Raw genomic sequence first — 25,182 nt, 5'->3', positions numbered from 1 at the left:
GAGGAGTTACCGCCGACTCGATGACCGGGCGCGGCCGGCTCCGAACGCCGCCGATGTGACGGATCCTCGTGGGCTGCTGCCATCGGCGGCGATCTCCGGTCCGCCGCTCGCGGACGTCGAGGCGTTGCCTGTACTCAGGTGCTCCAGGGCGGTGTCGACGTCGGCCCCGAACTTCACGAGCAAGGAGAGCAACGCCCTGGTGCGCCCGGGTGAGTCGTCCCCCAGGATCGAAGCCGCCCGGGCCGCGTCGATGACCTCGGCGACCGACGGACTCTTGCGTAGCGGGAGTTTCCGCAAGCGCCCGGCGAGTCCCACCACGTCAACCACCGCGGCCTCCTCGACGTCGGGCGCCCGGGACGCGACGATCTCGCACTCGCGAGCGGAGTCCGGGTAGTCCACCGAAAAGTGGATGCACCGTCTCTTCAGGGCGGCCGAGAGTTCTCGAGTGTCGTTGGAGGTCAGCACGATCCAGGGCTCCGAGCGCGCAGTGAAGGTACCCAGCTCTGGGACGGTGACCTGGCGCTCGGCAAGCACCTCGAGCATCACCGCCTCCATCGCCTCGTCGGTGCGGTCGATCTCGTCGATCAACAACACCACCGGCTCCGGTGAGAGGATTGCCGCCAACAGCGGCCTGGCGACCAAGAAGTCCTCGGTGAAAACACCGACATTTGTACGCGCCAGGGCCGCCGAGGCGGATGACAGATCCTCGTACCCCGACAACTCCGCCGTGATCCGATCGCGGAGCATCTGAACATGGAGCAGTTGGCGGGCGTAGTCCCATTCGTACAACGCACGAGCGTCATCGAGACCCTCGTAACACTGCAATCTGATCAACCGGCGGCCCGACGCCGCTGCCAAGGACTTCGCGAGTTCGGTTTTGCCCACTCCCGCAGGCCCCTCCAGCAGCAGTGGCCTGCCCAGCACGGTTGCCAGGTGGACCACCACCGAAAGGTTGCGGTCGATGACGTAACCCTCACCACGCAACGCCTCCGCAAGGGACTCTGGATCATCGAAAACCGAAGCGTCCGCATCGGTCTGACTCATGTCCGCCAACTCCGCCATGCCGTCCTTCCTCGTCGAGCGTAGAACTCAGTACGTACCGGTGAACGCGTGCGTGACCATCGGGATCAGCGACTCGACGGTGGACTCACGCGGGTTGCCCGGTGTGCACCAGTCGCCCATCATGTGCTCGGCGACGGCCTGGATCTGCTTGTCCGACGTATCCATCTTGTCGCCACGACCCTCGTACTTACCGGTGTTCATCCGGTTCTTGTCGTAGCTGTTCACCGACAACTGTCCGAAGTTGTCCGGGATCCCGAGGTCCTTCGACAGCCGGATCGCTTCCTCGACCGCCGCGTCCGCTGCCTGAACCTTCGTCATCTTGGACGTGTCCACACCCATGAGTGCTGCGATCTCGGCATAGCGCTCGAAACGTGACGGGAGGTTGTACTCCCATACACGGGGAAGCGCGATCGCGTTGTTCAGACCGTGGTGGCTGTCGTAGAACGCGCTCACCGCGTGAGACATCGAGTGCACCAGCCCCAGGCCACCGGAGTTGAATGCCTGTGCCGCAATGTATTGCGCGTGCATCATGCCGGTGCGGGCCTCGAGATTCCGGGGGTCATACACCGCGGTCCGCAGGTGGTCGCGAATCAGCTCGATCGAGTACTTCGCGTTGCCCAGTGACGGTGCGAAGTCCAACCGCGACACATACGGTTCACTTGCGTGGGCCAGTACGTCGAACCCACAGAACGCCGTGAAGTGCTCAGGGCAGGTGTAGTACAGCAGCGGGTCGTCCATCGCCAGGTCGACGAGGCAGGAGTCGTCGAAGGCCACCCACTTGTGTGGGTTGTTCATGTCCGACGTGTCGGTGATGACGTACGCCCAGGAGGTCTCCGAACCGGTGCCGGCTGTGGTCGACACGGCGATGTGCTTCGGATTCTCCTTGTTCGTCGCCTTCGAGAAACCTTCGAACTCATTGATGTTGCGTCCGTCGTGGGCGATCACCATGCGAGCACCCTTGGCCGCATCGTGGCTCGAGCCACCACCGACGGAGATGATTCCGTCGCACTTCTCCGACTGGTACAGCGCAGCCGAATCCATGCAGTTGTAGTCCTTGGGGTTGGATTCGACCTTGTCGTAGAGCACCACGTCGACGCCCTGGTACTCGATCTTGCCGATCAGTTCTTCGATGATGCCCGAGCCGCGGAGCCCGGTGGTCATGAGCAGAACCCGGGTCATTCCGAGCTCTTTCGCCTCGACACCGAGGATGTCGTGCGCGCCGACACCGAGCTTGGCTTTGGGGAACGGGTGGAATTCCTTGATCGGGAAATCCCAAATCTGGTTGAGCTCAATGGCCATTGCCGGACACTCCTTGTGCGAGGACGGAAACTGTTGCCTCACAAGGATGTTGCCCAGATCACACCGAAGACAAGGGCACCTGTCCCGCCCGCCGACAATCATGTCCACACCGCCAGCTCCCGCACCTGACCCACAGGACAGGTCCTTCGCGGCCATCAGTGGACCTCACTCGCCCGGGCGAAGCGGGATCAATCGTCCGGCGTGACACGTTCGATCCCGCCGCCGAGGCTGCGCATGATCTCCACAAAGTCCGGATAACCGCGGTCGATATGGGACACATCATGGACCTCGGTGACGCCATCGGCCACCAGTCCTGCCAGCACCAGTCCGGCACCGGCGCGGATGTCCGAACTCCACACGGGAGCGCTCGACAGTCGTTCGATCCCCCGGATCACGGCGTGGTGACCGTCGGTCCTGGCGTCCGAGCCGAGGCGGACCATCTCTTCGACGAAACGGAATCGGGCCTCGAAGACGTTCTCGGTGATCACCGACATCCCGTCACTGATCGCCGCAAGACCGATGACCATCGGCTGCAAGTCCGTCGGGAACCCGGGGAAGGGCAGAGTCGAGTAGTTGACAGCTTTCGGGCGTGTGGTCTGTACGACTCGGAATCCGTTGTCGTACTTGGTGATCTCGGCACCGGCTCCCGCGAGCTTGGTCAGCACGAGCTGCAGGTGCGCAGGATCGACTCCCCTGACGGTGATGTCTCCGCGCGTCATCACCGCAGCAATCGCCCAGGTCGCACCGACGATGCGATCACCGATCACGCGATGCGTCACGGGTGTCAGGCGCTCGACACCTTCGACAGTCAGGGTCGAGGTTCCGGCCCCGCTGATCTTCGCGCCCATCTGGCCGAGCATCACGCACAGGTCGACGATCTCCGGCTCGCGGGCCGCGTTGTCGATGGTGGTGGTTCCCTCGGCCAACACGGCCGCCATCAGGATGTTCTCGGTGGCCCCGACCGACGGGAACTCGAGTGAGATCGGAGCACCGACGAGCTTGTCTGCCTCGGCGACGACGCACCCGTGCTCGATGACACTGTGCGCACCCAGCAGGCGCAATCCGTTCTGATGCATATCCAGGGGCCTGGAGCCGATCGCGTCCCCGCCGGGCAATGCGACCACGGCGCGGTGACAGCGGGCGACCAGTGGACCGAGCACACAGACGGAGGCACGGAACTGTTTGACCGCGTCGAAGTCGGCGTGGTACTTGGGTTCGGCGGGGGTGTCGATGACCACTGTGTCGCCCGAACAGGTGACCGTCGCCCCGAGACCGCGTAGGACATCGGCCATCAGCGGCACATCGAGGATCTGCGGGCAGTTGGTGATCGTCGTCGTCCCCTCGGCCAGCAGCGCCGCCGCCATCAGCTTCAGCACACTGTTCTTGGCGCCCACGACCTGCACCTCGCCGGACAGCCGTGCGCCGCCGGTCACCAGAAAACGATCATCACCCACGGAGGTAGCGTAAGCGACCGGCTACGCGGCAACCGCGACGGGCCACGTAAGAATTGCACCAGCCCTCGCTGCGCTGATCAACCGCCCTCCGCCGCAGCCTTCATGGCAGTCAGGCCTTTCTCGAAATCGCCTCCGACGAGCCTGCCGACCGGCATCACCTTTGCGAATATCTTTCCGAGGCCGGTGTTTTCGCCTGTCATGAGCCAGCTGACGACACTTCCGCCCGCGGTCCCCTCCGGCGTGATCGTCAACGCGACTCTGTTCGACGTCTTGAACGGTCTCAGGAAGTTCAGCGCCCGGCCGGATGATGTCTACCGGGCCCGACCCTACCGGGTACGTTTATGCCATGGCTGTTCATCTGACCAGGATCTACACCCGCACGGGTGACAGTGGCACCACAGGACTCAGCGATTTCTCCCGGGTGTCGAAAAATGATCCCCGGGTCGTCGCATACGCCGACTGCGACGAGGCCAACGCTGCGATAGGCGCCGCTCTGGCCCTGGGAGACCCCACCCCAGAGATCGCGGAGATCCTCACCCGTGTCCAGAACGATCTGTTCGACGCCGGCGCGGACCTGTCCACCCCGGTGGTCGAGAATCCGAAGTATCCGCCGCTGCGCCTACTTCAGAGCTACATCGACGACCTCGAGGTCTGGTGCGATCACTACACCGACCAACTCGAGCCGCTGAACTCGTTCATCCTGCCGGGAGGTAGTCCGTTGAGTGCGCTGCTACACGTGGCGCGAACCGTCACGCGTAGGGCGGAACGGTCGGCATGGGCCGCGATCGAGGCGTTTCCTGACGACACCAGCACTCTGCCTGCGCAGTATCTCAATCGGTTGTCTGACCTGCTGTTCATCCTGTCGAGGGTCGCGAACCCCGGCGGAGACGTACTCTGGCAACCTGGCGAACAGCGCACTCGTGCCGCGGCGGACCACACCGACTAGCGACGCCGTTCTCGATTGGATCGTTCGGCGCGTTGCGACGGGCGGGATTCGAGCCAGGATTGGAAGGCGGTCACCGCCCCCGCGTCAAGCGCCAACTCGAACGCTCCCCCACGGTCGGCGAGTTCCAGCACGACCATGCCGTCCCCGAGTACATCGCCCTCTGCGGGCGTAGGACTGCGACGACCCCGCGTGACGACGGATTGCCTGAGCACCAACCGTGCCGGCCCACCGCGCATACTGCGCAGCCGAAAATACTCCATCGCGTTGTCGTCATAGCGGACAACGCCGTGACGCCAGGCACGCCCGTCGTCGGCAGGCAGCACCCGCAGCAATGCTGATGTACCGGATCCACGTAGCTGGTTGATCCGATAGACCAGATAGAACACCGCCGTGGTGATCACCGCCACTGCTCCGAGGGCAAACAAGTTCCAGTGCACAACGACACCTCCTTCAGCCCCCGCTAAATGCACCGATCCCCGCAAACATGTGAAGTTTGCGGGGACCGGTACTGATCAGCCGTTCACCATGGCCCCTGTGAACAGGATGCCACCTGTCCGGCGACTTACTTGACTTGGCCCAACTCGTCGAGCGCACGCAACCGAGATTGCGCGCGGAGATACTCATCCGAGCCCTCCTCGGCAAGATCGAGTGCCTCTTCTTCGGTGGTGCGATCGAGGTCGTCTGCCCACTCCGCGGACTCGGCCAGGATGGTCACGCTCTCTCCGGTGACGGAAAGGAACCCACCTTGGACCGCAGCCACCTTCCGTGAGCCGCCCTCCTCTTCGATCAGCACGAACCCACCCTGGATCAGCTGTCCCAGGAGCGGCTCGTGGTTCGCGAGGATGCCGAGTTCACCTTCGGTGGTCTGGGCGATCACGAACGTCGCCTCACCCGAATACAACTCGGAGTCCACCGCGACGACCTCGACGTGGAATGCGGTGTCAGCCATGGGTACCTGTCACTTCCTGGTGATCTTCTCGGCCGCAGCCTCGACGTCGTCGAGTCCACCGCAGCTGTTGAACGCCTGCTCCGGAAGATGATCGAACTCACCCTTGGCGACCCGGTCGAACGCCTCGATGGTGTCGGCGAGCGAAACCACCGAACCCTTCTGACCGGTGAACTTCTCGGCGACGAGGAAGTTCTGACCCAGGAACTTCTGGATACGACGTGCGCGCTGGACGGTGACCTTGTCCTCTTCGGACAATTCGTCCATGCCGAGGATCGCGATGATGTCCTGGAGCTCGCGGTACTTCTGCAGGATGCGCTTGACCTCGTTGGCCACGCGGAAATGGTTGTCTCCGACGATGGAGGCCTCCAGGATGCGCGAGGTGGAGGTCAGCGGATCCACGGCCGGGTAAATACCCAACTGCGAGATGGGCCGCGAGAGCTCGGTAGTCGCATCGAGGTGCGCGAACGTGGTGGCGGGCGCGGGGTCGGTGTAGTCGTCGGCGGGCACGTAAATCGCCTGCAGCGAGGTGATCGAGTTACCACGGGTCGAGGTGATTCGTTCCTGGAGCTCACCCATCTCGTCCGCAAGAGTGGGCTGGTAGCCCACGGCCGACGGCATACGACCGAGCAGGGTCGACACCTCGGAACCGGCCTGCGTGAAGCGGAAGATGTTGTCGATGAAGAGCAACACGTCCTGGTTCTTCACGTCACGGAAGTACTCGGCCATGGTCAGGGCCGACAGGGCGACGCGCATACGCGTGCCGGGCGGCTCGTCCATCTGGCCGAACACGAGGGCGGTGTCCTGCAGCACGCCCATCTCCTCCATCTCGAGATGGAGGTCGGTGCCCTCACGGGTACGCTCACCGACGCCGGCGAACACCGACGTGCCCGAGAACTCACGCGCGATACGGGTGATCATCTCCTGGATCAGCACGGTCTTGCCGACACCGGCACCACCGAACAGTCCGATCTTGCCGCCCTTGACGTACGGGGTGAGCAGGTCGATGACCTTGATACCGGTCTCGAGGATCTCGGTCTTTCCCTCGAGCTGATCGAATGATGGTGGCTTACGGTGGATGCCCCACTGCTCGCCGTCGCGGCCGAGTCCCGGGGTGTCCAGGCAGTCGCCGAGTGCGTTGAACACGTGCCCCTTGACGACATCGCCGACAGGAACCGAGATCGGCTTCTCCGTGTCGGTGACCTCGGCGCCACGAGTCAGGCCATCGGTCGGCTGCATGGAGATGGTGCGCACCAGGTTGTCGCCGAGGTGCTGTGCGACCTCGAGGGTCAGCGTCTTGGCGACGGTGGGCAGCGTGATCTCTGCGTGCAACGCGTTGAACAGTTCTGGGATCGAGCCGCGCGGGAACTCCACGTCGACGACCGGGCCAATGACTCGGACGACCCGACCGGATACCGAGCCGGCCTTCGAATCCGAGGAGGATTCGGTTACAGCTGTGGTCATGTTGTCTCTTCCTTGGTTACGCGAGGGGATTACGCGAGGGCCTCTACGCCACCGACGATTTCGCTGATTTCCTGGGTGATCTGTGCCTGCCGGAGCTGGTTTGCCTCTCGCGAGAGCGACGTGACCAGATCCTCGGCGTTGTCGGTGGCCGCCTTCATGGCCGTCCGGCGAGCGGCCGACTCCGAGGCCGACGAGTCGAGCAGCGCCGCATACACACGGGTCGCCACGTACTTCGGCAGCAGCGCTGACAGCAAGGTCTCCGCACCCGGCTCGAACGAGTAATTCCGGGCCGGAGCAGTGTCTTCGCCTTCTTCGGCCTCCGACACCACCAGCGGAGCGATCCGCCGTACCTCAGGCGCCTGGGTCAGCATGCTCACGAAGCGGGTGTAGACCAGATGCAACTCGTCCACACCTTCGATCTTTCCTTCACCGTTTAGAGCATCGATCTCGGTGCCCGAACCGGCGACGAAGAGGTCGACCAGGTGATCGGTGGCCGCTGCCGCGTCCGGGAACTCCGGCTGCTGGGAGAAGCCGGTCCATGAACCCGCGACGTCGACACCCCGGAACGTGAAGTAGCCGACACCCTTCTGCCCCGTGATGAAGATGATGGGCTTCTTGCCCTCGTCCTCGAGCAGCTCGATCAATGACCGGGCTTCGCGCAGCACGTTCGAGTTGTAGCCGCCACACATGCCGCGGTCGCTGGTCACGATCAGTACCGCGGCACGTTTCGGGTTCTCCCTGGCCACCAGCAACGGATGATCGAGGTTTCCCGAGTTCGACGCCAGCTCCGAGAGAACCGTGGTCATCTCTTTGGAGTAGGGCTTTGCAGCGGCAACTCGACCCTGGGCCTTGGTGATCCGCGAGGTGGCGATCAGTTCCTGGGCCTTCGTGATCTTCTTTGTCGACTGGACAGACCGAATGCGTGAGCGCAGTTCGCGAATACTCGCCATGGGAACTCACACTCCTCTCGGATTAGTCGAAAATGGTCGGATGCTCATATGTCCTAGGACTTCCGGACCTTGATCTCTTCGTTTTCGACGTCATCCGCGGCAAGCGCGTCTGCGTCGGCCTCGTTCACGCCACCGGGACCGTCCGAGCCCTGGTACGACTTCTTGAAGTTGTCCGCGGCGTCCTTGAGTGCCTCGGCCTGATCGTCCGAGAGGGCCTTTCCGCCGGCGATCGACTCGTAGACGCCCTTGGCACTGTGGTGCAGGTTGCCGAGGAGATCCGCTTCGTAGCTGCGCACATCGTCGATGGCGACCGAGTCGAAGTGGCCTTCGCCCGCGAGGTAGATCGAGACGATCTGGTCCTCGACGGACACCGGAGAGTACTGGTCCTGCTTGAGCAGTTCGACCCAGCGGGCGCCACGCTCGAGCTGTGCCTTCGAGGCGTCGTCCAAGTCCGAGGCGAAGGCCGAGAAGGCCTCCAGCTCGCGGAACTGGGCGAGCTCCAGACGCAGCGAACCCGATACCTTCTTGAGGCCCTTCGTCTGCGCGGCGCCACCGACGCGCGACACCGAGGTGCCGACGTTGATGGCCGGCCGGACACCTTTGTTGAAGAGGTCGGACTCGAGGAAGACCTGGCCGTCGGTGATCGAGATCACGTTGGTCGGGATGAACGCCGAGACGTCGTTGGCCTTGGTCTCGATGATCGGGAGACCGGTCATCGAACCGCCGCCGAGTTCGTCGGACAGCTTTGCGCAACGCTCCAGCAGACGGGAGTGCAAGTAGAAGACGTCGCCGGGGTATGCCTCGCGGCCCGGCGGGCGCCGCAGCAGCAAGGAGATGGCGCGGTAGGCCTCAGCCTGCTTGGAGAGGTCGTCGAACACGATCAGAACATGCTTACCCTGATACATCCAGTGCTGCCCGATGGCCGAGCCGGTGTAGGGGGCGAGCCACTTGAAGCCGGCCGAATCGGATGCGGGTGCGGCGACGATGGTGGTGTACTCCATCGCTCCGGCCTCATCGAGCGCGGTCTTGACGCCGGCGATGGTCGAGCCCTTCTGCCCGATCGCGACGTAGATGCAGCGAACCTGCTTGCTCTCGTCGCCGCTCTCCCAGTTCGCCTTCTGGTTGAGAATGGCGTCGATGCAGACCGCGGTCTTGCCGGTCTTGCGGTCGCCGATGATGAGCTGACGCTGTCCGCGGCCGATGGCGGTCATCGCATCGATCGCCTTGATGCCCGTGGCGAGCGATTCCTCGACCGGCTGGCGCTCCAGCACAGAGGCGGCCTGGAGCTCGAGCACACGCTGCTCGTTCGACTCGATGTCGCCCTGTCCGTCGATGGGCAGACCCAGTGGGTTCACGACGCGACCGAGGAAGGCGTCGCCGACGGGGACCGACAGCACCTCACCGGTGCGACTGACCTGCTGGCCTTCTTGCAGTTCCTCGTAGTTACCGAGGATGACCGCGCCGACCTCATCTTCATCGAGGTTCAAGGCCACACCCAGCACTCCGCCGGGGAACTCGAGGAGTTCATTGGCCATCGCGCCGGGCAGACCGCTCACGTGAGCGATGCCGTCAGCGGTATCGGTAACAATGCCGACTTCCTCGCGCGATGCGTCGGCCTCGAATGACGAGACGTACTGCTCGATCGCGCCCTTGATCTCGTCGGATGAGATCGTCAACTCCGCCATGAGTACTCGTTCCTTGCTTTCGTTTGTGCTTGTGGTCTTCTGTCTGCCCGCTCCGGAAGTTGTTTCCGCGCGGACTCGCGGGTCGCTACTTCGGCAGGCTTTCGCTGGCCTTGGTCAACCTGCTGGCGATGTCGCCTTCGATCAGTTCGTCCGCGACCAGCACCTTCAGTCCGCCCAGGAGCTGCGGGTCGATCTCCGTCTGTACCGACATCTCGCGACGGTAGATCCGGCCCAGCACCGCGGACAGACGTTCGGTCTGCTCATCGGTCAGCTCGGATGCGGCGATCACATGAGCGACCGATTCTCCGCGCCGTGCGGCGGCCAGTTCGGCGATGTCACCGATGGCGACGTCGATCGGGGTCAAACCGTGCTGTAGCCGAACCGCGTTGGCCACAAGCGCTTTCGTATGATCGGTGACTTTGCCGCCGATCACGTTGTCTGTCAGCTGGATTCGACCATCCGCCGGCGTGTGGTAATCCGAGAGCAGCCGCGTGAACTCCGGCTCGGCGATGAGCAGGCGACCGAGGCGGAACAGTTCGTCCTCGACCTCGGAGATCTTTCCGTCTCGGTCGGCGACGGTCAGCAGCGCGAGACGGGACAGCCGTTCGATGGCCGTCGAGAAGTCACCGGATGTCGACCACTTGGCCGCGACGGCTTCTTTGACAACGTCGAGAGTCGAGTCGGCGACCTTGCCTGCGAACAGCGAGTCGACGAGCGCGACCTTCGGATCGGTCGAGTCTGTGTTCTCCGAGAGATGCTTACGCAGAACAGGATTGGCGACCAGTAGTGCGGCCACCGACGACAGGTCCTCTGCCACGGTCTGCAGTGCGGCGTCGTCGAGCGACGATGCCTTCTCGTCGAAACCACGCGCCAGGGCCCGTACCGAGTCGCGGCTGACTGCACGCATCGATCGGGTTCCCACGGTCTCCGATGCGGGAGTGGTGTCGAACGAGTCCTCGTCGCCGGCCATCCCTTCCAGTTCGGAGATCGCCCGGTCCACGGATTCAGACTGTGCAGCCGGGTCCTCGAGATGCTCACGGACCAACTTGGCCGCCACGTCCAGGGACGCGATACCGAGTTCTCCGCGAAGCTGACGGACGAGATTCTGCCGATTCAGCTCGACCTGAGCCTTACCGTGCTCTTCGATCCGCTTCACTTCTTTGTCGGCCTGCGCCCGCATCTGCTCGGTGATGGCCTGCGAGTCCCCGCGAGCTTCCTCGCGGATCCTGCTGGCCTCGGCCCGAGCCTGCTCCAGTGCGTTTGCGTGAGCATCCTTGGCCTCGGCGAGCTTGGCCTTGGCCCGCTCACTCTCGGCTTCCTGCTCGGCGATCGTCTCTTGCTGCTTGGCGATCGCCTTACGCAGCACCGGCAGGATGTACTTCCAGAAGACGAACACCACGACCGCGAAACCGACGAGTTGTCCGATGAAAATCGACATTGATTAGCCCACCGTCCCGGACTTCTCGTCCTCTTTAGCGGAGATGCGATCGACAGATGCCGACAACTTCGGGTCTGATGCGACGTCGAAGCCGAGCACGCGACTGGCCAGCCCGGAGGCGAGCCTGCCGAGTTCTGCGTGGGCCTCCGAGGCAGCCCGCTGCCCTTCGGCAGCCAACTGCTCGGAGGTCTCACGCTGAACCGCGTCAGACGCCTCCGTGGCACGTCCACGCATTTCCTCGAGCTGCTCGGTGCCCTTGGCACGTGCCTCGTCGCGGATCCCGGTCGCCTCGACACGAGCACCCTTGAGTGCCGTCCGATACTCGGATTCGGCATCCTCAAAACTCTTGGTGGCGTCCCGATGGTCCAGATGGGTCTGGTGAACGAGTTGTTCGCGTTCCTCCAGCACCTTGCGGATCGGCGGCACGACCAGCTTGCCGACCACCACCAGCACGATCACGAAGATGATCAGCACTACGAAGAACGTGCCGTTCGGTATGAGGAAGTTCTCTTGGGCGAGATCCATGGCGTCTTTCTATCTGTTTCCCGAGATCTATTCGGCGCTGATCGGGGTGGCGAAGACGAACAACGCCATGAAGGCCAGGTTGATGAAGTACGCGGCCTCGACCAGACCAACGGTGATGAAGAACGGCGTGAACAGGCGGCTCTGAGCCTCGGGCTGACGCGCGATTCCCGCGATCAGCTGCGCACCGGCCAGACCGTCACCGATACCGGCGCCGATAGCGCCGCCGGCCATGATCAGACCGCCGCCGATCAGTGCACCCATGCCAATCATTGGATCCATTTACTTTTCCCTTTCGGTGGTACTGACAATCGAATTGCCAGGTCTTTGGGCCCCGCCAGCATTGCGCCGGCCAGGGATCGATCTAGTGGTGCTCGTCCTCCAGCTCCATTGACTGGCTGAAGTACAAGATGGTCAGCAATGTGAAGATGAACGCCTGGATCAAACCAACGAACACGTCGAACATCTTCCAGATGGAGTTGGGGGCCCACAGGATGTAGGCCGGGAAGATCGCGATCAGAGAGACCATCACACCGCCGGCGAACATGTTGCCGAAAAGACGGAGGGAGAGCGAAACCGGCTTGGCGATCTCTTCGATGATGTTGATCGGGGCCAGCCCGATCGCGTGCCCCTTCACCAACGCCTTGGGGTGGCCGAGCCAGCCGCGACGGCGTACGCCGGCCGCGTGGTAGGCGACGAAGACGAAGAGTGCGAGTGCGTAGACGAAGTTGGCGTCGGAGGCCGGCGGCTTCAGGAGCTCGTGCGTGCCACCCTCACTGGTCCCGTACTGGACGGGCAGTACTGATATCCAGTTGGCGACCAGGATGAAGACGAACAGCGTGACGGCCAGCGGCAGCAGGAACGGCGCCACCTTCATGCCGATTCCGCCTTCGACCTGGGCCCGCATCTGCGACGTCAGGGCCTCGAAGAACAGCTGGACCGCGTTCGGCTTGCCCGAAGACAACTTTGCCCGTACGAAGAACGCCAGCCCGATGACAACCACGGCCGCAAACGAGGTGCCGATGATGGTGTCCAGGTTGAAGGACATACCGAGGAACTCCACCACGGTGTGGTGACCGACCTCGATCTGCGCCTCGGCGAGATACGACGTATCTGTCATGACTGGGTACGAAGTCCTTTCATCACTGGAATCACTGTGTTGAGAACCAGGATCACCTGACACAACGCGAGTCCGAACATCACGCCGAGTCCGTCTGGGCGGGCAAGAAATGCCACCACCAGCGCGACAACCGTGAGGATCGCGAGTCGCAAGGCCGAGTTGACCACCAAAGGCCGCTTACGCGGATTCTCTTCTGCGGTGACACCTTGCACGTAAAGCTGAACAAGCTTGGCATTGGCCAAACTCAGGGCAATTCCGAAGAACATCCAGATGCCGAACATGATGTGCCCGAGGTAGGCACCGGCAACCACTGCGACGACAACCAGCAATCCACTCAGAATTGCCGGTCGCACCAGACTCAGCGGAGCCTCCGGGAATACCGGCGCCGAGTCGGAGCTTGACGTCGTCATACCTCTCCTCAAGGGTCTAGCGTTTCGCTAGCTCTGGGGCAGCGTGGCAGAGCCGCGCCCGTCGATCCAAAACATGATCGGGGCGACAGCTCGTCGATCCCTGTGACCATATCAACAACTTTGTGGCCGTCCGTCGGGGGGTGCGTTGCCGACAATTGCGGCTCTCACCTTGTCGATCCCGACTACTACAGACAATAGTACTACGCCCGGTAATGCCCCGAATGTCCGGGTTAGGTCGTACTTTGTAAGAGGCTACGCGACCGCCGCCGGTGGCTCCGCGCCGCCCTCACACGGTCGCCGGACGACCCCTGTTTCGCCTGCGCAGCCGCGGCACGATCGTCGCGACCATCGCCAGGATCAGTCCGCCCCCGAGCAAGGGAAGGACAACCGACGCGGAGAACACCGTGCTCGCCGCCGCACTGAAGGCGAGTACACCCACCCACAGATAGATGAGCAACACCACACGTCGGTGGGAGTGGCCGATCTCGAGCAGGCGATGGTGCAGGTGCATCTTGTCGGGTGTGTAGAAACCGACGCCCGCGCGCGTGCGACGCACGACGGCCATCAGCATGTCCAGCATGGGGATGAACATGACCGCGGCGACCAGGATGATCGGCGAGAGCAACGTGAAGACGTCAGCGGGACCGTACGCGTTGATCGCAATTCTTCCCGATGCGCTTGTCGATGCGGCGGCGAGCATCAGCCCGATGAGCATTGATCCCGAATCACCCATGAATATCCGGGCGGGCTGGAAGTTGTGGGGTAGGAAACCGAGGCAGGCGCCCGCCAGGATCACCGAGATCAGCGCGGGAGGGTAGTAGCTGACATCGCCGCCCTGATCGCGTAGCAGGCCCAGCGAAAACGCACAGATCGCCAGTGCCGCGATCAGAGCCAGTCCTGCGGCCAGTCCGTCGAGGCCGTCCACGAAGTTGATGGCGTTGACCGTCGCCACGGTGATCGCGATCGTCAGCAGACCGGACTGCAGGGGGTCGAGGACGACGGTGCCGATGTCACCGAACGGCACGGCGAGCACCGTCCAGCTCAGGCCCATGATCACCAGAACGCCCGCGGCCGTGAGCTGCCCGACGAACTTGGTCAGCGCGTCGATCCCCCATCGGTCGTCGATGATTCCCACCAGCACGATCACCCCGCCGGCGACCACCACCGCGTTCATGTCGTCGGTGTACGCGAACCCACGGGTCAGGGCAGGGAGCTCACCCGCGAGCACCATTCCGGCCAGCACCCCGATGTACATCCCGACGCCACCGAGACGTGGTGTCGGGACCGCGTGCACGTCTCGGGTTCGCGGCACGGCGACGGCACCGACGCGTGTGGCGATCACCCGGACGAGTCCGGTGAGCAGATACGTGATGACCGCAGCGGTGAGCCCCACCAGCATCAATTCACGCAGAGGCACACCTGCGCCGCTGCTCGTGAGCCCGGACTGGGCGGCAATCAACATGCCGCTGCCCTCACCCATAGAAGTCGTCTCGGCCGCAAGCACGGGTCAACGCTACTAGTGCCCGCATCGAATTCAGCGAACGCCCGCGAGCAGATCGCGAGCACCGCCTGCGACCGAGTTCCCATTGCATCAGCAACACCAGCTCGGGGTCGGCATTCACCACCGCCGAATACCGTGCGCCGCTTTCGATTACGTCCGATGGTTCGTTCACGACCAGCTGCTCGCGCCTTTCGGTGGTCGACAGTCTTCGTGAGTCTGTCAGACCCGTAGACTCTCCACGCCCGTGCCCAGTACATCGGCGATCTGTTCTGCGGTGACCGCGCCCTCGCGCACGATCTTGGGCGCCATGTCCGTCAGGTCGACGATGGTCGACGGCATCGCCTTCTCGGCCGGTCCCCCGTCGAGATACACGGCGACGGACTCCCCTAGTTGCTCACGGGCTTCGGCAGCCGTCGTCGCGGGCGGACGTCCCGAGATGTTCGCGCTGGAGACGGCCATCGGGCCGACCTCTCGCAAGATGTCGATGGCCACCGGGTGTAGCGGCATCCGCAGCATCACCGTGCCGCGGGTATCTCCCAGGTCCCAGGCCAACGAAGGCGCCTGGTGCACGATCAGACTCAATCCCCCCGGCCAGAAGGCACGCGTCAATTCACGGGCCGTCGGAGACACCGACAGCACCAGCCCGTCGATCGTGGTCCACGAACCGACGAGCACAGGAACGGGCATGTCGCGACCCCGCCCCTTTGCCGCCAGGAGGCTGTTCACGGACTCGGAATCAAAAGCGTCGCAACCCAATCCATACAGCGTGTCGGTGGGCATCACGACCAGGCGCCCGCCTTTGGCGGCGCCGACGGCAGCGCGGAGTCCGGCCGCCCGGGAGTCGGGTTTGCTGCAATCGAACGTAGTGCTCACGGTTTCATCTTCGCACGTCGCGCCGAGACGAACCGCGCCCGACCGGCGAGATCCGCCATCTGGGAGATCCCTTCGAAATCAGCGCTGGTGTCGAGGGCCGCCATCACGAGGCCACCGGTCGTGTCGTCGTGCTCGATTGCGACGGCGCCGCCCGGCCGTAGCACCCGCGCGATGGTCTCGATCATCGGAGTGATCACCGACATCCCGTCGACGCCGCCGAACAGCGCCAGCGCGGGGTCGAACTCTGCCACCTCCGCGGGAAGGTCGGTGCCGGTAGGGATGTACGGCGGATTGGCGACGACCAGGTCGGCCGACACCCCGGCGAGAACATTCGGATCACGGACATCTCCGGGGTGCACGACCACTCGCTCGCGAACCGACTGCGGGAGGAGAGAAAGGTTGCGCCGAAGCCAGGTCAGCGCGTCCGGGTCGATCTCGACCGCGTGGACGAGTGAGCCCGTGACCGACTCCGCCAACGCCAGCGCGAGGGCGCCGCTCCCGCTGCACAGATCCACCACGACGGGGGCCGGCACTGCCGCGACCACCTTGCATCCCCACGACCAGAGGAGTTCGGTTTCCATCCGCGGGGTGAACACACCGGGGCCGACCTCCAGCTCGACCGAACCGAACTGCACCCGACCGACGATGTGCTGCAGCGGCTCCCGGGTCGCGCGCCGCCTGACGAGCTGGTGGAAACGAGAGAGTTGGTCGTCGGTCAGACCATCGACCATGACCAGCTCGCCCACCGTCCTGCCGACGACGTGCGCAAGCAGCAATGCGGCGTCGACACCCGGGGAGTCGACACCGGCGGCGGCCAGGACATCCGCCGCCTCGCGACGGATCTCATGAACGCTCACTCCGCCTCGAGGCGGGCCTGGCGATCGGCGGCTTTGAGCGCGTCCAGCAGTGCATCCATCTCACCGGAGAGCACCGCGTCGAGGTTGTTCGCCTTGTATCCGATGCGGTGATCGGTGATGCGGTTCTCTGGGAAGTTGTAGGTACGAATACGCTCCGAACGGTCGACGGTACGGACCTGTGCGGCGCGCCCCTCGGACGCCTCCGAGTTCGCGGCCTCCTCCGCCGCCGCCTGCAGTCGCGCAGCGAGCACCTGCATCGCACGCGCCTTGTTCTGCAGCTGAGAGCGCTCGTTCTGGCACGTCACGACGATGTTGGTCGGGAGATGCGTGATTCGGACGGCGGAGTCGGTGGTGTTGACACCCTGGCCACCTTTGCCGGAGCTGCGATACACGTCGATCCGGAGGTCGCCTTCGTCGATCTGCACCTGCTCGACCTCATCGGGTTCGGGGTAGATCAGTACGCCGGCGGCCGACGTGTGGATGCGGCCCTGCGATTCGGTCACCGGGACACGCTGGACGCGGTGCACGCCGCCCTCGAACTTGAGTCTGGCCCATACCCCATCCGGACCGTCACCCTTGGACTTGATCGAGATGGTGGCGTCTTTGTACCCACCGAGGTCGGACTCGGTGAGCCCCAGCGTCTGGGCCTTCCAGCCATGGCGTTCGCAGTACTTCAGATACATCCGGGCGAGGTCAGAGGCGAACAACGCTGATTCTTCGCCACCGGCACCGGATTTGATCTCGAGCACCACGTCGTCGCCGTCGTGCGGATCACGAGGTGCCAGCAGATCGGTCAGGGTGGTGTCGAGCTCGGACACCGTCCGTTCCAGTTCCGGGATCTCCACGGCGAAGGCACTGTCGTCGGCCGCGAGTTCCCGCGCAGCCTGCAGATCGTCCTGCGCCGCGGCAAGTTTGGTATAGGTGGCCATGATGGGCGCGAGTTCCGCAAAACGCTTGCCCACCCGGCGAGCCGCAGCGGGATCGTCGTGCAGGGCCGGATCCGACAGCTGAGACTGCAGGCCGGCGTGTTCGGCGAGGATGTCGTCGATCGCGGACGGCTCTGGGGTGCTCATGACCTGATTCCTTGCACGTGGGGTGGGACTGTTCTGGAGAAACAAAACCGGCGCCCATCCCCGCCGCGAGGCAGAGATGGACGCCGGTCGGACAAGCTACTTTTCGGCTGCTGCGTCGTCCTTCTTGGCTGCGCGCTTGCCGTAACGCTTCTCGAACCGTGCGACGCGACCACCGGTGTCGAGGATCTTCTGCTTACCCGTGTAAAACGGGTGGCACTGCGAGCAGACCTCGACGTTGATCCGACCGTTCTCCTTGGTGGAGTGGGTCTGGAAGGTGTTCCCACAGCCGCAGACCACAGTGGTCTCGACGTACTCGGGGTGGATTCCCTGCTTCATTCTGGTGTCCCTTTCGATGGTCGCCGGGTCACCTTCGCGGATCGAAGGTGTGAACCGGAACCGGACTCTGGTGGCTCAGTATGCCAGAGCTGCTGGTCGAACTACCAATCGCTCGATACTGACTGTCAGCAGCGCCGGCGTCGTGCGGCACGATGGTCACAACGACGGACCGGTCTGAAACATTCCGGCCAGACAGGTGGCGACATGGCACAGATGGCACGTACGGCAGCAGCGGGGTTTGCCCTGTTGATCGGCCTCACCGCATGCACGTCGGTGCAGACAGGTGATGGAGTTCCGGCATCGTCCGGCAGCGGATCAACGCAGGATTTCGTCCCGACGGTAGGCAATCCCGACCCCACGGACGACATCGACGGGGTCACCATGGCCTTCTACACCGCTCCCAAACACGTCGCCCGCGATCAACGGGTCCGATATCAGTACTCACCGCCGATCGGCGGAACGCACGACTACGCATGGGCCGGGTGCACCGGTGTGGTCTATCCGTTGGCCATCCGCTCCGAGAATGCCGTCCACTCCCTCGAGCACGGAGCGGTGTGGATCACCTACAACCCCGATGACCTCGACTCTGACGAGGTCGCGCAGCTCACCGAACGCGTAGAGGGTGCCGACTACACATTGATGTCGCCCTACCCGGGACTCGACCATCCGGTCTCGGTCCAGTCCTGGGGGCACCAACTCAAGGTGACGGATGCCGAGGATCCCCGGATCGATCAGTTCATCTCCGCTACCAGGCAGAACTCACAGACTGGGGTCTACCCCGAAGATCCTTCGGCATCCGGGTTCCCGGAGCCGGGCGCGACCTGTGCAGCGGTCCCGGCCGCCTTCGACCAGTCCGATCCGCCGCCCTTCGATCCTCGTCCCGGCGACGTGCCCGACGACCTCTGAGCGCCGACCATTTGAGATTTCCGAGCAGGAGTTGTTGCACGCGCCCCTCCCCGCGACTCTCACCCATGAAGACTGAGCGCCACCCCCGTACGCCCTGATCACAGCACCAAAGGGCAGTCGGTCGGCGTTAAGATGTCCGCGAGGAGTCAACGTCCGTTCGGGCGAGGGGGGCACCCATGGCCACACCTGAACCGGTCGGTGATACGGCAGGCATCGACGTGTCGATCGTCGAGGCCTTGCGTACCGGCGACATCAGCGCACTCGGTCTCGCCTACGACCGCTACGCGCCTGCCCTGAACACGTACGCGCATTCGACGCTCCGAGATCCGGGCAGGGCCGCGGATGTCACCCACGACAGCTTTGTGATCGCTGCCGCACGTATCGGGCAGCTCCGGGATCCGGAACGGCTACGTCCCTGGCTGTATGCGATCGTCCGGTCCGAATGCCTCAAGGTTCTCCGCGGTGCCACACGGGAGACGAGCTTCGAGGACTGGCACGAAACTGCGACCGATTTCGAGCCGGACGCGAGTCTGCAGCGACGTGAGATCCAGGAGTTGGTCAGGGCAGCTCTCGGCGGACTGAGCCCCAAGGACCGCGAGATCGTCGAACTGAGTCTGCGCCACGACCTCGACAACGCCGAGATCGCCGCCGTCCTGGGGGTCCGGCCGTCCCATGTCACGGCCCTGACCTCCCGCAGCCGCAAAGCCCTCGAACAGAGCCTGGGCACCCTACTCATCGCGCGAACAGGAGGCGAGGGTTGTGAGGGTCTGACCGCGCTGCTGCAGAACTGGGATGGGGCGTACACGCCGTTGTGGCGCAAACGAATTGCAAAACACGTACAGAGCTGCCCGACATGCACCGATGAGCGAAAGCGAAGGTTTCACCCTGCTGCGCTCCTCGCGCTCTTCCCCCTCCTCGCCCTTCCGCTCGGACTACGGGCGCGGACGATCAGCGATGCCGAGCCCGCGCTGGTGGCGTATGCCCAGACTGCGGATAGTGGTCACGACCGGAGCTGGTCCGGGTCGCCGACCCGGATCGCCGGTCAGGCCGCCTGGGATTACCCGGCCGCCGATCGGACGGTCCGGCGCGGGTGGTTGTGGGGTGGGGCGGCGTGTGTCGCGGTTGTCATCGCTGTTGCAGCGATCGCGACCACCATCGTCGACCGTGGCGAAGACCCCGCGTCCACACCCTCGGTGGTGATGGACAACGGACAGATCCGGCTTCCCGAGTCGGCTCCGACCGTGACACCGACCGGCGCCGCCGACACCACCGGGCCCGCGCTGACCACAGCAGAAGTGGAAGGCGTGGTCCCGCAGACACCCGGGGTCCCGTCGAGCGAGGTCGTTCCCGGATCGCCGTCGGTCTCGGGGTCCGCCGGGATCGCTGTGCCGTCATCGAGCAATCCGTTGCCGGACCCCGGTGGGGGCACCGGTGGCACCGGCGACGACACCGGAGGGATCGCACCATGTCCTCCGCTCTGCGTGGCGCAACCACCGCCACCGCCACCACCCGATCCGCCGAGCGTGCACTGACCGGCGATCACACCCTGCTGACCTGCCAGAACGTGCGCCACGAACAACCCGGTACATCCACAACCAAAAAGTGTTGCAGTTCCGGGCACTCCCGGCTCCTACCACTGAAGGCCGAACACGTCGGTCCCTCACCGAACAAGGAGCCAGCCATGACCATCACCATCACCGCCCGCCGACTCATCATCGGGACCGCCGCAACGTTTGCCCTCCTGGCGCCAGGAGCCGGGACCGCACTCGCCGACGACCTGCTGGGGCCCGATTTCGCGGGCCCGGGCGTGGGAAATGTCGTGACCCCCGAACCTCCCATCTCCGTCGAGCCACCCGTAACCCTCCCGAAGGGCGGTGTGCAGATCAAGCCGAAGGTCGACCTCTGCGTCGTCCAGCCGAACCTGTGCCCGGTCATAGAACATCCAGAAGAAGGCACAGAGGACAAGGGCAACAAGGAAACAGAGAAGGAGAACAAAGGCGGTACCGAGACCGGCAGCACCGGCGACCAACGCGACGTCGACACCGAGAAGCCGAACCAGCAAGTTGACGACCGCGGGCGCATCACCTTCGATACCGGCCGCGACGAGAGCGACAACACCGCTCTACTCGCCGGCACGGCTGTCACACTCACGGTCGGCAGCGGGGCTGCGGCCCTCACCCTGGCCCGTTCCCGGCGCACCAACTGATCACCCGCGGATCAGCGAAGACGTCATGAGAACACAGACACGGGCCCGGGTCATCGTGCCACCACTGGCAGCGCTCGCCGCGGCCTTCCTAATCAGCGCCTGCAGCGACCACACCGATTCGAACGCCGCACCCCAAGCCGCCGAGGTCCTGTCAGGGTCCACCGCCTCTGCTGAACCAAAGACGGCCGCGGTGGGTGAACCACTCCACATCAGCGTCCCATCGGTCTCCATCGACGCCCGAGTCAATCCGATAGACGGTGGTGCCGAGGGCATCGATCCCCCCAACAACGACGACGCCTGGTGGTGGACGGGCCGAGGGGAACCGGGTTCGGCCGACACTGTGTACGTCGCCGGTCACGCGATCGACACGGGTGACGGCGTGTTCACCCCGCTCCACGAGGTCGCACCCGGGGCCGAGATCCGGCTCGACACGACGGCGGGGTCACGGTCGTACGTGGTCCAGGCCACGGTCGTCTACGACAAAGCCGATCTCGAACGGTACGACGAGGTCTGGTCGGCGATTCCGGGTCGACTGGTCCTGGTGACCTGCCATCTGGACGAGGGGCACACCACTGACGACAACTACGTTGTCTTCGCCTCGCTCGTCAGTTGACTTCGACGACCCGCCGACGCAGCAAACCCACCCGTTCCGGGCAAAGCCACCTGTTGCAACAGGTGGGTTTGCCCGGAACGGGTGGGTTTGTCGTTTGCGCGGGGGTCAGTCGTCGTCGCGCATCGCACCCGGTGCGGTCTTTTGGACCTGCATCAGGAACTCGACGTTGCTCTTGGTCTTCTTCAGCTGGCTGACCAGCAGGTCGATGGCCTGCTGCGAGTCCAGCCCGGCGAGCACACGGCGCAGTTTGTGGACGATCGAGAACTCCTCGGGCGAGAGCAGCAGCTCGTCCTTACGGGTGCTCGACATGTTGACATCCACCGCCGGGAACACGCGACGCTCGGAGATCTTGCGATCCAGTTTGAGCTCGGCGTTGCCGGTGCCCTTGAACTCCTCGAAGATGACCGTGTCGCCGGTGGAACCGGTCTCGACCAGAGCCGAGGCGATGATCGTCAGCGATCCGCCGTTCTCGATGTTGCGAGCCGCACCGAGGAAACGCTTCGGCGGATACAACGCCGTCGAATCGACACCACCGGAGAGGATCCGGCCCGAGGCCGGCGACGCGTTGTTGTACGCACGACCCAATCGGGTGATCGAATCCAGAAGTACCACAACGTCTTTGCCGTCTTCGACCAACCGCTTCGCCCGCTCGATGGCGAGCTCGGCGACGGAGGTGTGATCTGACGGCGGACGGTCGAAGGTGGAGGCAATGACCTCACCCTTCACCGAGCGCTGCATGTCGGTGACCTCTTCTGGCCGCTCGTCGACCAGCACGACCATGAGGTAGCACTCCGGGTTGTTGATCGAGATGGCGTTGGCGATGTTCTGCAGGATCGTGGTCTTACCGGCCTTGGGCGGGGACACGATCAGCGCGCGCTGGCCTTTACCGATCGGCATGACCAGGTCGATCACGCGGGTCGAGATACGATCGCTCGTCGTCTCCAGCCGTAAGCGCTGGTTCGGGTACAGCGGCGTCAGCTTGACGAACTCCGGTCGCTTCTTGGCGGTTTCGACATCAGAGCCGTTGACCGAGTCGAGGCGGACGAGCGGGTTGAACTTCTGCCGCTGATTCGACTGGTCACCGTCCTTGGCCACCTTGACCGCACCGGTGATGGCGTCACCGCGGCGCAGGCCGTTCTTGCGGATCAGGTTCATCGACACGTAGACGTCGTTCGGGCCGGCCAGGTATCCGGAGGTCCGCACGAAGGCGTAGTTGTCGAGAACATCGAGAATGCCGGCCACCCGCTGCAAGACATCGTCTTCGGAGATCTGCGGTTCGCCGCCGCGCCCCTCACCGGGACCATCGCCTCGATCGCGTCCACGACGGCGCTCACGGAAGCGCCGTCCGCGACGTCCGCCGCGCTCGTCATCGTCACCCGGACCGTTGTCGCGGTTGTTGTTGCCCCGCGGACCGTTGTTCTGGCCCTGGCCGTCGTTGCCGCGGTCATCGCGGTTGCGATTACCCGAACCCTGATCGTCGCGGTTCCGGTTGCCGTCGCGGCCCTGCCCGCCCTCGCGGTTCTGGTTGCCCTCGCGGTTCTGATTGCCCTCGCGGTTCTGATTGCCCTCGCGGTTCTGATTGCCCTCGCGGTTCTGATTGCCCTCGCGGTTCTGGTTGCCCTCGCGGTTCTGGTTACTGTCGCGGTTCTGGTTGCCCTGGCCACCGGCCTGGTTATCCCGGTTCTGGCTGTCCCGGCTCTGGCTGTCCCGATTGCCGTTCTGGCCGTCGCGGCCCCGGCGACGCTGACGTCGCTGGTCACCGCCTTCGGCCGAATCGTCATCGGCGCCGTCGGTCGCCTTCGTCGAGGTACCCGCTCCGCCGTCTGTCGCCGGCTCTGCGGCAACCTTGGCCCCCGGTGCCTCGACAGCGGGGTCCGCAGCGGGCCGCTCGCCAGCCGCTTCTTTTCTCCGAGAGGTGGTCTTCGGCTCCACAGTGGGCTGCGGTTCGGTGGCCGGAGCCTCCGTTTTCGCGGACGACTTCTCCGCCGGCGCCTTCGCAGCTGCCTTGGTCTTGGCAGGTGCCGGCGCTGAACCACCGCTCTGACGCTCCTTGATGGCAGCGATCAGGTCGCTCTTACGCATGCCCGACGTACCCTTGATGCCCAGCTCACCGGCCAGGCCACGAAGTTCGGTGAGAACCATCCCCGACAGCCCGGTCCCACGGCGACGTTCGGCTTTCGGAGTATCGACTCCACCGAGATCAAGAGTGTTTTCCGAGCCCGGTGCAGTGATCAGGTCCGTATCCGTCAACGGATATCCTTTCCTTCCCCCGCCGGTAGATTCGCGAGGGCCAAAGTTCTCGCACCTGGATGCCAGGTGAGAGATGCCGCTAAATTCTCAGCGGTCTTATGAGGCTTGTGTCGTTCGCCGCGCTTCGCATTTCACTTCGCTGACGCCAGCGGACTATGACTGTCGAATTTGACGTCGTGTGAAGAACACGCTCGTGAAAACTTCGCGGCTTGACGGGTACATGCTAACCACGATCAGCGATCTCGGCAACACCCTGGGCCTACGGCGTGTTCGGAGGATCCCCGATATCTGCAACGTGCACCTACCCAGGATCAGTGTACGACTACTCCGGGGGCAATCTCCACCTCATCGAGAACAAATCCCAGCTCAGCTGCTTTGTCTCGGGACTGCGCGGGCAATTCGGATGCGGTCAAGGCCAGCACCGTCGGTCCTGCCCCGGACACCGTCGCAGGGACATCCCGCTCGCGCAACCACTGCACCAGCGCGGCGGTCGCGGGCATGACCGGGGCCCGGTACTCCTGATGGAGTCGGTCCTGCGTCGCAGGCATCAGCAGATCCGGTTCGGCGGTCAATGCCACCACGGCCAGCGCCGCGCGGCTGACGTTGAACACCGCGTCCGTTCGAGCGACGGCGTCCGGCAACAATCCTCGCGTGACAGCGGTGGACGACTCGAACTGCGGGATCATCACGAACGCCCGGATCGCCGGGTGAACTGCCAACGCCCTCGCGAGATAACTGACGCCGGGCGTGTTTCCCGCGGCGCCGTCGCCCACGGAGGAGACCGACGATTCCGACCAGGACACGACTGCTCCGCCCAACACACTCGCCGACGCGTTGTCGGGATGGCCCTCGTAGTCCGACGCCAACTGGATCAGTGTCTCGGTGGACAGTGGGTTCCCGACGCCGGCGGCCCGCACCAATCCATCGGCGACCGCGAGCCCACCCACGACGGCAGACGCCGACGAACCGAGCCCACGCGAATGGGGAATACTGTTGCGACACTGCACATCAAGACCGGGAACCGTAACACCCGCGGCCTGTAGTCCGCTGTTGATCGCGCGGACGACCAGGTGCGCGTCGTCCAGCGGCACACCCTGGGCTCCCTCTCCGCTCACACTGACCCTGAGCCCGGGCTCCCCCACCGACGCCGAGATGTCGTCATAGATGCCGAGCGCGATGCCGAGACAGTCGAAGCCGGGGCCCAGGTTGGCACTCGATGCGGGCACCCGTACTGCGGAGTGGACGCCAACGGGGAGAACAGATTTCATGCC

General features: G+C 64.2%; 26 protein-coding genes. 5 read left to right on the top strand and 21 right to left on the bottom strand.

What is annotated here, in order from left to right; all coding sequences use genetic code 11:
* Nucleotides 1-6: 6 nt before the first annotated feature.
* The 4 genes from J3S28_RS27050 to J3S28_RS27035 form a co-directional block, all read right to left on the bottom strand.
* Nucleotides 7-1,062 carry a MadB family AAA-type ATPase gene (locus J3S28_RS27050; protein ID WP_207844209.1) on the bottom strand — a complete coding sequence of 352 codons (1,056 nt, stop codon included), beginning with the start codon at nt 1,060-1,062 and terminating at the stop codon, nt 7-9.
* Between the two features lie 27 nt (nt 1,063-1,089).
* Complete coding sequence (gene mdo / locus J3S28_RS27045; protein ID WP_207844207.1) at nt 1,090-2,361, bottom strand: NDMA-dependent methanol dehydrogenase; 1,272 nt, start codon at nt 2,359-2,361, stop codon at nt 1,090-1,092.
* Nucleotides 2,362-2,549: 188 nt separating this feature from the next.
* A complete protein-coding gene (murA, locus tag J3S28_RS27040) occupies nt 2,550-3,815 on the bottom strand; it encodes a UDP-N-acetylglucosamine 1-carboxyvinyltransferase (protein WP_207844205.1) in 1,266 nt (421 codons plus the stop codon).
* 77 nt (nt 3,816-3,892) lie between these two features.
* Complete coding sequence (locus tag J3S28_RS27035) at nt 3,893-4,066, bottom strand: SRPBCC family protein (RefSeq protein ID WP_207844203.1); 174 nt, start codon at nt 4,064-4,066, stop codon at nt 3,893-3,895.
* Nucleotides 4,067-4,161: 95 nt separating this feature from the next.
* Here J3S28_RS27035 and J3S28_RS27030 point away from each other — a divergent pair, with 95 nt between their 5' ends.
* On the top strand, nt 4,162-4,761 hold the full coding sequence (locus tag J3S28_RS27030) for a cob(I)yrinic acid a,c-diamide adenosyltransferase (RefSeq protein WP_207844201.1): 600 nt from the start codon (nt 4,162-4,164) through the stop codon (nt 4,759-4,761).
* On the opposite strand, the gene J3S28_RS27025 is transcribed toward J3S28_RS27030, so the two are convergent.
* The 15 genes from J3S28_RS27025 to rpmE all read right to left on the bottom strand — a co-directional run bounded on the left by J3S28_RS27025 (nt 4,758) and on the right by rpmE (nt 17,936).
* On the bottom strand, nt 4,758-5,198 hold the full coding sequence (locus J3S28_RS27025) for a DUF2550 domain-containing protein (protein WP_207844199.1): 441 nt from the start codon (nt 5,196-5,198) through the stop codon (nt 4,758-4,760). The two genes, J3S28_RS27030 and J3S28_RS27025, sit on opposite strands and share 4 nt — an antisense overlap.
* Nucleotides 5,199-5,323: 125 nt before the next feature.
* On the bottom strand, nt 5,324-5,710 hold the full coding sequence (locus J3S28_RS27020) for a F0F1 ATP synthase subunit epsilon (protein WP_207844197.1): 387 nt from the start codon (nt 5,708-5,710) through the stop codon (nt 5,324-5,326).
* A 9-nt stretch (nt 5,711-5,719) separates the two neighbouring features.
* The gene (gene atpD / locus J3S28_RS27015; protein ID WP_084835100.1) at nt 5,720-7,171 is read right to left on the bottom strand and encodes a F0F1 ATP synthase subunit beta; all 1,452 of its coding nucleotides are present in this window, start codon (nt 7,169-7,171) and stop codon (nt 5,720-5,722) included.
* A 29-nt stretch (nt 7,172-7,200) separates the two neighbouring features.
* Nucleotides 7,201-8,121: a F0F1 ATP synthase subunit gamma gene (locus J3S28_RS27010; RefSeq protein WP_207844195.1), complete on the bottom strand. Its 921-nt coding sequence runs from the start codon at nt 8,119-8,121 to the stop codon at nt 7,201-7,203.
* Nucleotides 8,122-8,174: 53 nt separating this feature from the next.
* Nucleotides 8,175-9,806 (bottom strand): F0F1 ATP synthase subunit alpha, encoded by a 1,632-nt coding sequence (atpA, locus tag J3S28_RS27005; RefSeq protein WP_207844193.1) that lies wholly within the window; start codon nt 9,804-9,806, stop codon nt 8,175-8,177.
* Nucleotides 9,807-9,891: 85 nt separating this feature from the next.
* Nucleotides 9,892-11,244 (bottom strand): F0F1 ATP synthase subunit B/delta, encoded by a 1,353-nt coding sequence (locus tag J3S28_RS27000; protein WP_207844191.1) that lies wholly within the window; start codon nt 11,242-11,244, stop codon nt 9,892-9,894.
* A gap of 3 nt (nt 11,245-11,247) precedes the next feature.
* Nucleotides 11,248-11,769: a F0F1 ATP synthase subunit B gene (locus J3S28_RS26995; protein WP_110472417.1), complete on the bottom strand. Its 522-nt coding sequence runs from the start codon at nt 11,767-11,769 to the stop codon at nt 11,248-11,250.
* A 27-nt stretch (nt 11,770-11,796) separates the two neighbouring features.
* Nucleotides 11,797-12,048 carry a F0F1 ATP synthase subunit C gene (locus J3S28_RS26990; RefSeq protein WP_023957890.1) on the bottom strand — a complete coding sequence of 84 codons (252 nt, stop codon included), beginning with the start codon at nt 12,046-12,048 and terminating at the stop codon, nt 11,797-11,799.
* Nucleotides 12,049-12,130: 82 nt separating this feature from the next.
* Nucleotides 12,131-12,886 carry a F0F1 ATP synthase subunit A gene (atpB, locus tag J3S28_RS26985; RefSeq protein WP_207844189.1) on the bottom strand — a complete coding sequence of 252 codons (756 nt, stop codon included), beginning with the start codon at nt 12,884-12,886 and terminating at the stop codon, nt 12,131-12,133.
* Nucleotides 12,883-13,296 carry an ATP synthase subunit I gene (locus J3S28_RS26980; RefSeq protein ID WP_110472415.1) on the bottom strand — a complete coding sequence of 138 codons (414 nt, stop codon included), beginning with the start codon at nt 13,294-13,296 and terminating at the stop codon, nt 12,883-12,885. Before J3S28_RS26980 ends, atpB begins: the two co-directional genes overlap by 4 nt.
* 286 nt (nt 13,297-13,582) lie before the next feature.
* Entirely contained in the window at nt 13,583-14,776 is a 1,194-nt protein-coding gene (locus tag J3S28_RS26975; RefSeq protein WP_207844235.1) for a glycosyltransferase family 4 protein, read from the bottom strand.
* Between the two features lie 240 nt (nt 14,777-15,016).
* Nucleotides 15,017-15,670 carry an L-threonylcarbamoyladenylate synthase gene (locus tag J3S28_RS26970; RefSeq protein WP_207844187.1) on the bottom strand — a complete coding sequence of 218 codons (654 nt, stop codon included), beginning with the start codon at nt 15,668-15,670 and terminating at the stop codon, nt 15,017-15,019.
* Nucleotides 15,667-16,527, bottom strand: a complete 861-nt coding sequence (locus J3S28_RS26965) for a N5-glutamine methyltransferase family protein (RefSeq protein ID WP_207844185.1) — start codon at nt 16,525-16,527, stop codon at nt 15,667-15,669. The genes J3S28_RS26970 and J3S28_RS26965 overlap by 4 nt, the downstream gene beginning before the upstream one ends.
* Complete coding sequence (gene prfA, locus J3S28_RS26960; protein ID WP_207844183.1) at nt 16,524-17,600, bottom strand: peptide chain release factor 1; 1,077 nt, start codon at nt 17,598-17,600, stop codon at nt 16,524-16,526. Before prfA ends, J3S28_RS26965 begins: the two co-directional genes overlap by 4 nt.
* Before the next feature lie 96 nt (nt 17,601-17,696).
* Nucleotides 17,697-17,936: a 50S ribosomal protein L31 gene (rpmE, locus tag J3S28_RS26955; protein WP_084835109.1), complete on the bottom strand. Its 240-nt coding sequence runs from the start codon at nt 17,934-17,936 to the stop codon at nt 17,697-17,699.
* Nucleotides 17,937-18,140: 204 nt separating this feature from the next.
* Here rpmE and J3S28_RS26950 point away from each other — a divergent pair, with 204 nt between their 5' ends.
* The 4 genes from J3S28_RS26950 (at nt 18,141) to J3S28_RS26935 (ending at nt 21,661) form a co-directional block, all read left to right on the top strand.
* Nucleotides 18,141-18,842, top strand: a complete 702-nt coding sequence (locus J3S28_RS26950) for a thioredoxin-like domain-containing protein (RefSeq protein ID WP_207844181.1) — start codon at nt 18,141-18,143, stop codon at nt 18,840-18,842.
* A gap of 176 nt (nt 18,843-19,018) precedes the next feature.
* Entirely contained in the window at nt 19,019-20,374 is a 1,356-nt protein-coding gene (locus J3S28_RS26945; RefSeq protein WP_207844179.1) for an RNA polymerase sigma factor, read from the top strand.
* Between the two features lie 149 nt (nt 20,375-20,523).
* Nucleotides 20,524-21,048: a hypothetical protein gene (locus J3S28_RS26940; protein ID WP_207844177.1), complete on the top strand. Its 525-nt coding sequence runs from the start codon at nt 20,524-20,526 to the stop codon at nt 21,046-21,048.
* Between the two features lie 25 nt (nt 21,049-21,073).
* Nucleotides 21,074-21,661 (top strand): class F sortase, encoded by a 588-nt coding sequence (locus J3S28_RS26935; RefSeq protein WP_207844175.1) that lies wholly within the window; start codon nt 21,074-21,076, stop codon nt 21,659-21,661.
* A gap of 105 nt (nt 21,662-21,766) precedes the next feature.
* On the opposite strand, the gene rho is transcribed toward J3S28_RS26935, so the two are convergent.
* Together rho and thrB are read right to left on the bottom strand one after the other, a co-directional pair.
* On the bottom strand, nt 21,767-23,911 hold the full coding sequence (gene rho / locus J3S28_RS26930) for a transcription termination factor Rho (RefSeq protein WP_207844173.1): 2,145 nt from the start codon (nt 23,909-23,911) through the stop codon (nt 21,767-21,769).
* A gap of 311 nt (nt 23,912-24,222) precedes the next feature.
* Nucleotides 24,223-25,179, bottom strand: a complete 957-nt coding sequence (thrB, locus tag J3S28_RS26925) for a homoserine kinase (protein ID WP_207844171.1) — start codon at nt 25,177-25,179, stop codon at nt 24,223-24,225.
* Nucleotides 25,180-25,182 lie beyond the last annotated feature (3 nt).

Source organism: Williamsia soli, from assembly GCF_017377795.1.
GTDB lineage: Bacteria > Actinomycetota > Actinomycetes > Mycobacteriales > Mycobacteriaceae > Williamsia > Williamsia soli.
This window is presented reverse-complemented; position numbering and strand designations above follow the sequence as displayed.

Excerpts from the sequence above, each read along its gene's own strand:
- thrB (WP_207844171.1), bottom strand. The coding sequence starts at position 25,179 with ATGAAATCTGTTCTCCCCGTTGGCGTCCACTCCGCAGTACGGGTGCCC.
- J3S28_RS27020 (WP_207844197.1), bottom strand. The coding sequence starts at position 5,710 with ATGGCTGACACCGCATTCCACGTCGAGGTCGTCGCGGTGGACTCCGAG.
- J3S28_RS27030 (WP_207844201.1), top strand. The coding sequence starts at position 4,162 with ATGGCTGTTCATCTGACCAGGATCTACACCCGCACGGGTGACAGTGGC.
- J3S28_RS27000 (WP_207844191.1), bottom strand. The coding sequence starts at position 11,244 with ATGTCGATTTTCATCGGACAACTCGTCGGTTTCGCGGTCGTGGTGTTC.
- rpmE (WP_084835109.1), bottom strand. The coding sequence starts at position 17,936 with ATGAAGCAGGGAATCCACCCCGAGTACGTCGAGACCACTGTGGTCTGC.
- J3S28_RS26975 (WP_207844235.1), bottom strand. The coding sequence starts at position 14,776 with ATGGGTGAGGGCAGCGGCATGTTGATTGCCGCCCAGTCCGGGCTCACG.
- atpB (WP_207844189.1), bottom strand. The coding sequence starts at position 12,886 with ATGACAGATACGTCGTATCTCGCCGAGGCGCAGATCGAGGTCGGTCAC.
- J3S28_RS26945 (WP_207844179.1), top strand. The coding sequence starts at position 19,019 with ATGGCCACACCTGAACCGGTCGGTGATACGGCAGGCATCGACGTGTCG.
- J3S28_RS26935 (WP_207844175.1), top strand. The coding sequence starts at position 21,074 with ATGAGAACACAGACACGGGCCCGGGTCATCGTGCCACCACTGGCAGCG.
- J3S28_RS26950 (WP_207844181.1), top strand. The coding sequence starts at position 18,141 with ATGGCACAGATGGCACGTACGGCAGCAGCGGGGTTTGCCCTGTTGATC.
- atpD (WP_084835100.1), bottom strand. The coding sequence starts at position 7,171 with ATGACCACAGCTGTAACCGAATCCTCCTCGGATTCGAAGGCCGGCTCG.
- J3S28_RS26980 (WP_110472415.1), bottom strand. The coding sequence starts at position 13,296 with ATGACGACGTCAAGCTCCGACTCGGCGCCGGTATTCCCGGAGGCTCCG.
- J3S28_RS27050 (WP_207844209.1), bottom strand. The coding sequence starts at position 1,062 with ATGGCGGAGTTGGCGGACATGAGTCAGACCGATGCGGACGCTTCGGTT.
- J3S28_RS26990 (WP_023957890.1), bottom strand. The coding sequence starts at position 12,048 with ATGGATCCAATGATTGGCATGGGTGCACTGATCGGCGGCGGTCTGATC.
- J3S28_RS26940 (WP_207844177.1), top strand. The coding sequence starts at position 20,524 with ATGACCATCACCATCACCGCCCGCCGACTCATCATCGGGACCGCCGCA.
- J3S28_RS26995 (WP_110472417.1), bottom strand. The coding sequence starts at position 11,769 with ATGGATCTCGCCCAAGAGAACTTCCTCATACCGAACGGCACGTTCTTC.
- atpA (WP_207844193.1), bottom strand. The coding sequence starts at position 9,806 with ATGGCGGAGTTGACGATCTCATCCGACGAGATCAAGGGCGCGATCGAG.
- prfA (WP_207844183.1), bottom strand. The coding sequence starts at position 17,600 with ATGAGCACCCCAGAGCCGTCCGCGATCGACGACATCCTCGCCGAACAC.
- J3S28_RS27010 (WP_207844195.1), bottom strand. The coding sequence starts at position 8,121 with ATGGCGAGTATTCGCGAACTGCGCTCACGCATTCGGTCTGTCCAGTCG.
- mdo (WP_207844207.1), bottom strand. The coding sequence starts at position 2,361 with ATGGCCATTGAGCTCAACCAGATTTGGGATTTCCCGATCAAGGAATTC.